Source organism: Bacillus sp. 205(2023) (assembly GCF_037027485.1).
Classification (GTDB): domain Bacteria; phylum Bacillota; class Bacilli; order Bacillales; family Bacillaceae; genus Bacillus; species Bacillus halotolerans.
Map to the genome: position 1 here is coordinate 1 of NZ_JAXCHF010000045.1, position 255 is coordinate 255.

The 255-nt window shown below is 53.3% G+C and carries 1 rRNA gene; it reads right to left on the reverse strand.

From position 1 onward, the window contains the following. Positions 1-255, reverse strand: a 23S ribosomal RNA gene (locus WA325_RS21530); the annotation flags it as partial.

The window sequence follows — 255 nt, forward strand, 5'->3', positions numbered from 1 at the left end:
TTCTCTCCTCGCCTACCTGTGTCGGTTTGCGGTACGGGCACCTCTCACCTCGCTAGAGGCTTTTCTTGGCAGTGTGGAATCAGGAACTTCGCTACTATATTTCGCTCGCCATCACAGCTCAGCCTTACGGGAAACGGATTTGCCTATTTCCCAGCCTAACTGCTTGGACGCGGATATCCAATACCGCGCTTACCCTATCCTCCTGCGTCCCCCCATTGCTCAAATGGTGAGGAGGTGGTACAGGAATATCAACCT